The sequence below is a fragment of the uncultured Thermomonas sp. genome (assembly GCF_937872235.1).
Classification (GTDB): domain Bacteria; phylum Pseudomonadota; class Gammaproteobacteria; order Xanthomonadales; family Xanthomonadaceae; genus Thermomonas; species Thermomonas beijingensis.
Map to the genome: position 1 here is coordinate 1 of NZ_CALMPC010000139.1, position 9,720 is coordinate 9,720.

General features: G+C 61.3%; 10 protein-coding genes. 4 read left to right on the forward strand and 6 right to left on the reverse strand.

Features of this window, described 5'->3' with window-relative positions; all coding sequences use genetic code 11:
- From QWB57_RS11925 to QWB57_RS11945, 5 genes are all read right to left on the reverse strand, one after another.
- Positions 1-247, reverse strand: a 247-nt coding sequence (locus QWB57_RS11925; protein ID WP_288969698.1) for a hypothetical protein, incomplete at its 3' end; no start/stop codon positions are given.
- A gap of 837 nt (positions 248-1,084) precedes the next feature.
- Positions 1,085-1,480, reverse strand: a complete 396-nt coding sequence (gene gcvH / locus QWB57_RS11930) for a glycine cleavage system protein GcvH (RefSeq protein ID WP_223626067.1) — start codon at positions 1,478-1,480, stop codon at positions 1,085-1,087.
- A gap of 68 nt (positions 1,481-1,548) precedes the next feature.
- Entirely contained in the window at positions 1,549-2,664 is a 1,116-nt protein-coding gene (gene gcvT, locus QWB57_RS11935; protein WP_288969700.1) for a glycine cleavage system aminomethyltransferase GcvT, read from the reverse strand.
- 78 nt (positions 2,665-2,742) lie between these two features.
- Positions 2,743-3,174 (reverse strand): NfeD family protein, encoded by a 432-nt coding sequence (locus tag QWB57_RS11940; RefSeq protein ID WP_223626062.1) that lies wholly within the window; start codon positions 3,172-3,174, stop codon positions 2,743-2,745.
- A 3-nt stretch (positions 3,175-3,177) separates the two neighbouring features.
- Entirely contained in the window at positions 3,178-4,122 is a 945-nt protein-coding gene (locus QWB57_RS11945; protein ID WP_223626059.1) for an SPFH domain-containing protein, read from the reverse strand.
- A 113-nt stretch (positions 4,123-4,235) separates the two neighbouring features.
- On the opposite strand from QWB57_RS11945, the gene QWB57_RS11950 reads away from it, so the two are divergent.
- The 4 genes from QWB57_RS11950 (at position 4,236) to dusB (ending at position 8,731) form a co-directional block, all read left to right on the forward strand.
- Positions 4,236-5,375, forward strand: coding sequence for a GGDEF domain-containing protein (locus tag QWB57_RS11950; RefSeq protein WP_223626057.1), 1,140 nt, complete (start codon positions 4,236-4,238; stop codon positions 5,373-5,375).
- A 106-nt stretch (positions 5,376-5,481) separates the two neighbouring features.
- The gene (locus tag QWB57_RS11955) at positions 5,482-6,762 is read left to right on the forward strand and encodes a nucleoside permease (protein WP_223626055.1); all 1,281 of its coding nucleotides are present in this window, start codon (positions 5,482-5,484) and stop codon (positions 6,760-6,762) included.
- The gene (locus QWB57_RS11960; protein ID WP_288969702.1) at positions 6,762-7,709 is read left to right on the forward strand and encodes a ribokinase; all 948 of its coding nucleotides are present in this window, start codon (positions 6,762-6,764) and stop codon (positions 7,707-7,709) included. Before QWB57_RS11955 ends, QWB57_RS11960 begins: the two co-directional genes overlap by 1 nt.
- Positions 7,710-7,732: 23 nt before the next feature.
- Positions 7,733-8,731 carry a tRNA dihydrouridine synthase DusB gene (dusB, locus tag QWB57_RS11965; protein ID WP_288969704.1) on the forward strand — a complete coding sequence of 333 codons (999 nt, stop codon included), beginning with the start codon at positions 7,733-7,735 and terminating at the stop codon, positions 8,729-8,731.
- On the opposite strand, the gene QWB57_RS11970 is transcribed toward dusB, so the two are convergent.
- The gene (locus QWB57_RS11970; RefSeq protein ID WP_288969705.1) at positions 8,677-9,720 is read right to left on the reverse strand and encodes a metal-dependent hydrolase; all 1,044 of its coding nucleotides are present in this window, start codon (positions 9,718-9,720) and stop codon (positions 8,677-8,679) included. The two genes, dusB and QWB57_RS11970, sit on opposite strands and share 55 nt — an antisense overlap.

Genomic DNA, 9,720 nt, shown 5'->3' on the forward strand with positions numbered 1-9,720 from the left:
GCTTCTTGGCAACCGCTTTCTTCGCCGCCGGCTTCTTGGCAACGGCCTTCTTCGCAGCAGGCTTCTTGGCAACCGCTTTCTTCGCCGCCGGCTTCTTGGCAACGGCCTTCTTCGCCGCCGGCTTCTTGGCGACAGCCTTCTTCACCGCCTTCTTGGCGGCCGGCTTCTTAGCGACAGCCTTTTTTGCAACTTTCTTCGCCGCCGGTTTCTTGGCAGCAACTTTTTTCGCAGCTTTTTTCACGGCCATGGTATGGCTCCTCGTCAATGGGTATTTCGGTAAAGCCCAGTCACACAAGACGCCGCAGGTATCGGACCTGCGATCGACCGCCGGCGCGCCAAGCGCGCCGGAACGGATGCGGTACCCATGCACGCAAGCTTCGCGGCATCGGTGATTGACGTCCTGGTGTCCATGAAAAAACCTGCGGCGCGAAGCACTGCAGGTTCAACCGTGGACGTTTGCGAAAAAAATGTGCGGCATTCGCGGAGAAGACGGGGCCACTGCATCCACCGGAATCGCCTGCGGTGAAGTCGGGTGACGTGCTGTCGACTGTTGCGATGTGCTTGCTCACTTGATTCCGCAGGAGACGTCTGCTTGGGCGAAAGCTAGTCACGCTTTTTTCCAGTGTCAACAATCTTGCGCAAAGTTTTTTGCAGCATGCACGCGACACATCGGAAAGCACGGCACCGACAACGTCAAGAATCCTGTTCAAGCACAGCCTTCAAGGCTACATGCATGAACCGCAATACATTGCGTATCGCAAGCAATGATGCGGACTTCAGCGCGCACGCAACATCAACGCGCAGCACCGAGATGCACGCGCCGCATATGGCATCCACGCAGAAAACCGCAGGCAACAAGCAACCAAAAAAATTCGCATTGCATGTCGCGTTTTCGCGTCGCACAAACCTGTTTGCGCGAACTTTGCGCAAACTTCCCGCACTGCTTGCGACAAAATCGTCTGGAGTTTCAATGCATGCGCACAGCACACATGCATCGTTGCGATTATCTGCGCACAAAGTTCGCCCAAGAAAAACCCGCACCGTTGCCGGCGCGGGTCTGTGTGGTTCGACGCCGCAGGTACGGTCAGTGCTCGTCGCTATCGAGCAGTTCAGCGTAATCGTCGGGTGCCAACAACTCGCCCAGTTGATCAGCATCGTCCAGCTCAATCACGAACAACCAGCCATCACCATAGGCATCCTCGTTGATGGTTTCCGGCTTGTCAGCCAGTGCAGTGTTGACTTCGACAACCTTGCCGGACACTGGCGCATACACGTCGGAAGCGGCTTTCACCGACTCGACAACCGCGCAGGCATTGCCGGCTTGGATCTGATCACCCACATTCGGCAACTCGACATACACCAAGTCGCCCAACAGGCCCTGTGCGTGATCGGAAATGCCGATGGTAGCTTTGCCGTTGTCTTCGGCACGCACCCATTCGTGGGATTTGAGGAATTTGAGGTCGCCTGGGATCTCGCTCATTGGGGTGGCTCCTGTTGCGCGGTGCGTGGGGGGAATGGGGAAAGTCTAACCAAGGATGACGCGAAAGTTCAGATGCCGGGCTGGATGGCGTTGTCACGCACGAACGGGAACTTGACCACCCGCACCGGGATTTCCTTGCCGCGGATATCCACGCGCACGTTGCCAGCCGCACCCAGCGGGATGTCGCCAGCCGGCACACGGGCAAACGCAATGGCCTTGCCGATGCTGGGCGAGAACGTGCCGGACAGGATTTCACCCTCGCCATACGCGGTGAGCACTTTCTGACCGTGCCGCAACACGCCCTTGTCGTCCATCACCAAGCCAATCATCTGGCGGGCGCTGCCTGCGGCTTGCTGCGCTTCCAGCGCGCTGCGGCCGATGAAGTCGCGGCCGTCATCCAGCACTACCGTCCACGCCAGTGCAGCCTCGAATGGCGAGACGGTGTCGTCCATGTCCTGTCCGTACAAATTCATGCCGGCTTCCAAACGCAGAGTGTCGCGCGCGCCCAAGCCCGCAGGCTTCACCCCGGCGGCAAGCAGTGCATTCCAGAACGCCACGGTCTGCGCTTCCGGCACGATCACTTCAAAGCCGTCTTCACCGGTATAGCCGGTGCGTGCCACAAACACCTCAACGCCATCGACGGTTTTGGCGGCGCGTGCGGAGAATCGCACCAACTTCGACACCGGGGCCTGGTCTTCTTCGCGCAGCAGGCCAATCACCTTGGCGCGCGCATTCGGGCCTTGCACGGCGACCATGCCGAATTCGGGGCGCTCGCTGACAATCACCTCAAATGCTTTCGCCTGCGCGCTGATCCATGCCAGATCCTTGTCGCGAGTGGCCGCATTGACCACCAGCCGGAACCACGACTCATCCATGAAGTAGATGATGAGATCGTCAATCACCCCACCCTGCGGGTTGAGCATGGCGGTGTACAGCGCCTTGCCGGATTTTTGCAGCTTGTCCACCGAATTGGCGACCAAGTGGCGCAGGAATTCACGCACCCGCGCACCATTCAAATCCACCACGGTCATGTGCGACACATCGAACATGCCGGCATCGCGGCGCACCTGATGGTGCTCGTCGATCTGCGAACCGTAGTGGATCGGCATGTCCCAACCGCCGAAATCGACCATCTTGGCGCCAAGCGCGCGATGGGTGTCGTTGAGGATGGTCTTTTGCGTCATGGCGGAAGCCTGTCTTGCGTGTGGGGAGCACCATTATCCCAAAGCTTTGCGTGCCCTGCGTGCGGATCTGTGGCCAAATCAGACCGCCTGCACCTGCAAGCTCATGGCATCGCCGCCGATGATGCGCACTTCGGCCCCTGCCGGCAGATCAGGCCCGGTTACATCCCAATACGCATCGGCAATCTGCACACGGCCACGGCCATTGACGATGGCGCGATCCAACAGTACCACCCGCCCCACCAAGGCCGCCGTACGCTTGTTCAGTGCCGGCTGATCACTGTCCGGCTCGCGCTTGCGAAACCAGGTGCGATAGACCTGGATGGAAATAAAACTCAAGACCACAAACCCGGCCACTTGCGCCAGCAGCGGAATACCGGGCAACAGCCACACCGCCAGAAACACCACGCCTGCGGCCAGGCCCATCCACAGCATGAACGCCCCCGGTGCCAGCACTTCGGCGGCGATCAACACCAGTGCGAACGCCGCCCACGCGAACATGTCCCAACGCATGCCTCAGCCCTCCGCCCTAGTAACCGCCTTGCCAGAGGCCTGCTTGGTCATGGCTTCTTTGGCTAACTCGGCAATCCCGCCAATCGAACCGATGATGCCGGCCGACTCCATCGGCATCATCACGAACTTCTGATTGGGCGCTTCGGCCAGCGCCTTGAACGCCTCGATGTATTTCTGCGCGACGAAATAGTTGATCGCCTGCACATTGCCGCCGGCGATCGCGTCGGACACCAGCTGGGTGGCCTTGGCTTCGGCTTCGGCCAGACGCTCGCGCGCTTCGGCTTGCCGGAACGCGGATTCCTTTTGGCCTTCGGCTTCCAGAATCGTGGATTGTTTTTCGCCCTCGGCCTTGAGGATTGCCGCTTGGCGGAAACCCTCCGCTTCCAGGATGTTGGCGCGCTTTTCGCGCTCGGCCTTCATCTGCCGCGCCATCGAATCGACCAGGTCGCGCGGCGGCTGGATGTCTTTAAGTTCGATGCGGTTGACCTTAAGGCCCCATGGATGGGTGGCTTGATCCACCGCATGCAACACCTTGGTGTTGATCTCGTCGCGCTTGGACAACGACTCATCCAGATCCAGCGAACCAATCGCAGTGCGGATATTGGTCATCACCAGATTGAGGATGGCCACTTCCAACTGCGCCACTTCATACGCAGCCTTGGCCGCATCCAACACTTGGAAATAAACCACGCCATCGACTTTGACCACCGCGTTGTCCTTGGTGATCACATCCTGACTGGGCACGTCCATCACCTGCTCCATCATGTTGATCTTGCGCCCCACGCTGTACATGATCGGCACCAGAAAATGCAGGCCCGGCGTCATCGTGTGGGTATACCGACCAAAGCGCTCCACCGTCCATTCGTAGCCCTGCGGCACCATCCGCACGGTCTTGGCCACACCAATGATCCCGGCCAACAATAAAATCAAGGCAAGAAACTGTGTCATCGCGTCCACTCCATCCAAGTTCCCCGCAGTATAGGCCCGCACGTTGAGCCCAACCGCACAACGCCCTAAGCTGCCACGGCACGCAAGCGTGCCTGACACGCAAGGGGACAGGCTTGAACATCATCGGAACTGGGCTGCGCGAGTTCTGGCACCAATTACGCTCGCCGCCGGATGCGTTGATGCTGGAATTGGGCGCCGGCGGCGAGTTATTGGTAGCGCAATTGCGCGCCGGCTTGTCGCTCGCCTTGCTGCTGTTGCCATTAATGAATCTGGTGACCGGTGAGTTCACCCCGACTGAAGGCGTGGCCGGCATGCTGGGCGTCATCGCGGCGATTGCCTTGTCACAGGTCTGGTTGGTCTTGGCGCGCCAGCCAAAACGTTTGCGTTGGCTGCCCTGGGCCACATCAAGCTACGACATCAGCCTGACCTCGCTGGTGCTGGTGCTGCTGGCCTTATCATCACCTGCCACCGGCATGAACAGCATGGTGGTGTGGGCGTTCTATTTGATTGCGATCACCATGACTGCGCTGCGCAACGATGGTCGCCTGACCTTGTTTGTTGGTGGCTTAGCCATGCTGCAGTACGCCGCGATTGCGGTTGCAGTGTTTTGGTCTGTGCATTCGCCCGAGCAATTGATGTCGGTCGAATACGGCACGGTGCGGGTATCGAATATTCTGCAACGCCTTTTGTTGCTTGGCATCATGACCACGATCACGGCAGCGGTGACCTACCGTATGCAGCGCTTGGTGGAATTGTCCGGCAACGATGGGCTGACCGGCTTGCCCAATCGCACCCTGCTTGTCCACCGTTTCCCAAGCTTGATGGATGATGCGCGCGACACCGGGTGCTCGCTTTCCGTCTGCCTGATCGATCTGGATTATTTCCGCCGAATCAATGATGAAGAAGGCCACATGATTGGCGATCGCGCCCTGCGCCATGCGGCGGGTGTATTGCGCAACGGTCTGGAAGCTGGCGATTGGCTGGTGCGCTTGGGCGGTGAAGAGTTTGTGCTGGTGATGGCGCTGCCCACCGGGCGCAGTTGGGAACGCCTGGAAACGTTGCGCCGCAACATGGCGACCCAGCCATTCGTGCCCGAGCTCGATGCTGACCCCATCCGGTTGACCTTCAGTGCCGGCATTGCCAGCTGGCCGCAGGATGGCGTGGATCTGTCGCAACTGTTGCGGCGCGCCGACCTGCGCCTGCGTCAGGCCAAACTGGAAGGCCGCAACCGAGTGGTCGCGCGCGAAAGTTGATGCCAACGGTGTACGCCGCGATGTGCACCGCGTCTTGCCGATCACGCCCGCGCTGCCCTACCCTGCGCCAAGCAGGCGCGCCGTAGCGCCTGGCATGGGAGCCTGTGTGAATCTGAAGCTGCGCCTGACCGTAATGAATTTTCTCCAGTTTTTCATCTGGGGGGCGTGGCTGATCACCATCGGCGCGTATTGGTTCCAGAACAAGCAATGGTCCGGCACCAGCTTCGGCGCGATTTTTTCGACCATGGGTATCAGCGCCCTGTTCATGCCAGCGTTGATGGGCGTGGTGGCCGACAAGTGGATCAGTGCGCAAAAACTCTATGGCTTGCTGCATATCGGTGGCGCGCTGACACTCTTCTATGTGCCGCAGGTCAATGACCCGCACACCATGTTCTGGGTGATGTTGGCGACGATGATTTGCTACATGCCCACCATCTCGCTGGCGATTGCGGTGGCCTACAACGCGATCAAGCGTGAAGGGCTGGATGTCGTGCGTGATTACCCGCCGATCCGGGTGTGGGGCACCGTTGGGTTTATCGCCGCATTGTGGACCACCAGCTTGCTCAAGCTGGAAACCTCGCCAGGCCAGTTCTATATCGCATCGGCTGCATCGCTGGTGCTGGGTCTGTACGCCTTCACCCTGCCACCCTGTCCGCCAACGCTGGGCCAAGGGGGCGGCAATCGCTCGCTGGTGGACGTGCTGGGGCTGTCCTCGTTCCGCCTGTTCAAGGATCGCAACATGGCGGTGTTCTTCGTGTTCGCGATGCTGCTGGGCGCGGCGCTGCAGCTGACCAACGCTTATGGCGACACCTTCCTGCACGATTTTGCCAATGTCGATGCCTACAAGGACACGCTGGCGGTGCGCTACCCCGCCATCATCATGTCCATCTCGCAGATCAGCGAAACCCTGTTCATCCTCACCATCCCGTTCTTCCTGCGCCGCTTCGGCATCAAGACGGTGATGACGATCAGCATGCTGGCGTGGTTCCTGCGTTTTGGCCTGTTCGCCTACGGCAACCCGGGGCCGGGCCTGTGGATGATCGTGATGAGCTGCATCGTCTACGGGATGGCCTTTGATTTCTTCAACATTTCCGGCAGCTTGTTTGTCGAACAGCAGGCCGACCCCAAGATCCGCGCCTCGGCACAGGGCCTGTACATGTTGATGACCAATGGCATCGGCGCGGTGCTGGGCAGCCTGGTAGCCGGGTTCGTGATTGATCACTGGTTTACCGATGCCGGCGGCGCAAAAGACTGGCACGGCATCTGGGTGACGTTTGCGCTGTATGCGCTGGCGATGGCGGTGGCCTTCGTGCCGCTGTTCAAACACCGGCATACCCCCCACAAGGTCATTCCCGCGCATGGCGCGGCGGATGTGGGCAACCCCTGATGGCCCGCGTGTGTGTCATCGGCTCGTTCAACCTCGACCATGTCTGGCGCGTGCCTGCACTGCCGCAGGCAGGGGCAACCTTGGCCGGCAGGTATGCCACCGGCCCCGGCGGCAAAGGCTTCAATCAGGCGATCGCAGCAGCACGTGCGGGTGCCGATACGCGCTTTATCTGTGCGTTGGGCGATGACGCCGGCGCCCGGTTGGCACGCGAGCTGTGCGCGAATGACGGCATCGACCTCCATGCAGCAGCCAGTGCCGCACCTACCGGCACCGCCGGGATTTATGTGGATGCCGAAGGCCGTAATTGCATCGTGATTGGTGCTGGTGCCAATGCCGAGCTGGCACCGGCCTGGGTCAGTGCACATCTGCCTGCGCTGATCGCTGACGATGTCGTGCTGGCCCAGTTGGAATCCCCGCTGGATGCGGTGGCGCAAGCATTGGCCAGCGGCGCTGCGGCCGGGGCTGTCTGCATCCTCAACCCGGCACCGGCCAATGTGGCGATCAGCCAAACCTTGCTCGATCACGTGCACATCCTGACCCCCAACGAAACCGAATTCGTGGCCTTGCTGAACCGTCATGTGGGTGAACGCGTCGACGCCGACGCGGTAGCTGGCCTCGATCAACCGCGCCTGCACGCACTCTGCCGCACGCTGTTGCCAGAAGGCAGCGTCATCATCACGCTGGGCGCCAGCGGCTGTTTTGTGTCGCATGCCAACAGCCATCTGCGCGGTGATGAGCACGCCTGCTACCGCATCTCCGCCGAACCCGCACACGTGGTCGATACCACCGGTGCCGGCGACGCCTTCAATGGCGCACTGGCGGCATCCCTGGCGCAACGCCCACAGCGTGCGTTTATCGAACACGTCCGTTTTGCTGGCCGCTATGCGGCGCGCTCCACCGAGCACGCTGGTGCTGCATTGGCGATGCCGAAACTGCCGGTTGCTTAAACCGCTGCCGGTACACTACGCCGATGCGCATCGGCCCCTACACCATCGCCCCGAACGTGATGCTTGCGCCGATGGCGGGGGTCACCGACAAACCCTTCCGGCTGCTGTGCAAGCGCATGGGGGCGGGCTTGGCAGTGTCGGAAATGACGATTTCCGACCCGCGATTCTGGAACACCACAAAATCGCGCACGCGGATGGATCATGCTGGTGAGCCGGATCCGGTCAGCGTGCAGATCGCCGGCACCGACCCTGCCGCGTTGGCCGACGCGGCGCGCTTCAATGTGGATCACGGGGCGCAAATCATCGACATCAATATGGGCTGTCCGGCCAAGAAAGTGTGCAACGTGCTGGCCGGCAGCGCGCTGATGCGCGACCCGCAATTGGTGGCGCGAATTGTGTCGGCGGTGGTTGCAGCGGCAAGCGTGCCGGTGACGCTGAAAATCCGTACCGGCTGGGATGCCGAGCATATAAATGCACTGCAGATTGCGCGCATTGCCGAAGATGCCGGCATCCAGGCGCTGGCCATCCACGGCCGCACCCGCGACCAGCACTACGCGGGCAGCGCCGAGTACGCCACGATTGCACAAGTCAAGGCGGCACTGCGCATTCCGGTGATCGCCAATGGCGACATCGACTCGCCGCAGAAAGCCGCGTTCGTGTTGCAGCACACCGCGGCCGATGCGGTGATGGTGGGCCGCGCCGCGCAGGGACGGCCGTGGCTGCTGGGCCAGATCGCGCACTATCTGAAGACCGGCGAGGCCTTGCCAGACCCCGCGCTGCCCCGCGTGCGCGACACGCTCATCGCACACCTGCACGCGCTACACGCCCACTACGGTGAAGAGATGGGCGTGCGCATTGCACGCAAGCATCTGGGTTGGTATGCCAAAGACCGGCCCGAAAATGCCGCATTCCGCGCCGTGGTCAACCGCGCGCAAACCGCCGATGCGCAATTGCAGCTGACCTGCGATTATTTCGATGCGCTGATTGCAGGCGTGTCGCCCGAATTACCCGTTGCTGCCTGAGCCACGGGGGCATTCCAGATCCGCTGCCATACGCTATCCCACATCGCGCCGGGAGCGATACGCAGGGTGTGCACCTGCGTCGGCGCAACTGCTTTCCAAGTTCCAGCGTCGTGCTGCGCCACCCGAAAGCTGAAGAAATAGTCTGGTGCACTGCCCATGCGCAGATCATCCAGCACCAGTGCACCATCGACCACCCGCGCCCCCACAAACCCGTTGGTGAACCACGTCAAACGCTGCACGGTGGGCACATTACTGGCGGCTTGCAGCGCAGCGGTATTCGACGGATGAAATACAAACCGCATCGGCCCGCGATCGGCGGCCAGCGAGCGGTAGCCTTCCAGATACCCGCCGGGCACCATCACCACCTCACGCCATAACAGGGTGTTGAGCGGCATTGGTACGGAAAACCGTGCTGCATCGGCATGACCGAGCCCCGCCAACTCGCGGTCTGCAACACGCGTCACCAGCGCCTTTGCCAACAGCGACCAACCCAGATAGCCCACGCCCAGTACCAGCCCCGCCAGCAATGCCCGTTGCCCCAGCGGCTTGTTCCACGCCCACCACGCCACGATGCAGGCCAGCAGCCACGGCAAGGTGAACAAGGGATCGACGATGAACAGCGTGCTCCACATCAGCGGCGGCAGCGGGATCGGCCACAGCAGTTGCGTGCCGTACACGGTGAAGCTGTCCAGCAGCGGGTGCGCCATCAGGCATATGAAGATCGCCCACCACCAACGCGCGGGTGCCGCGGTCACCCGCCCGCCACGGCGCTTGAAGCACCACCAGATCGCCCACGCGATCAGCGGCAGGACCAGCCACGAATGGGTGGCGGCGCGATGGCACGTCATCCGCAGCACCGGGTTGTCGCTCAGCAGCAGCGGAAATACATCCAGATCCGGCACGGTATTCAATGCAGCCCCCGCCAACAGTGCGGCGCGGCGATCGGCTTTGGGGGCGATGGCGGCACAGATGACACCGCCGTAAAACAA